At 58.6% G+C, this 292-nt stretch carries 1 pseudogene; it reads left to right on the top strand.

Features of this window, described 5'->3' with window-relative positions:
- Positions 1-292, top strand: a pseudogene (locus AC6RA4_RS22180) (RNA polymerase sigma factor region1.1 domain-containing protein); the annotation flags it as partial.

Genomic DNA, 292 nt, shown 5'->3' with positions numbered 1-292 from the left:
AGGTCAAGAAGATGATCGCCGAGGCTCGCGAGAAAGGCTACATCACTTACGATCAGCTCAACCAGGTCCTGCCGCCGGATCAGGTCAGTTCGGAACAGATCGAGGACGTGATGTCGATGCTGTCCGAGATGGGCATCAACATCATCGAAGACGAAGAGGCCGAGGAGGAAGAGCAGAAGGGCTCGACCGATCTGGTCACTACCGACAGCAACCGCGAGGTTGCGCTGGCCGGTGCGCAAACCGAAAAGCTGGACCGGACCGACGACCCCGTGCGCATGTATCTGCGCGAAAT

It is taken from the genome of Salipiger sp., assembly GCF_059781815.1.
The sequence above is the reverse complement of the archived record's forward strand: the minus strand, read 5'-3'. Positions and strand labels throughout refer to the sequence as shown.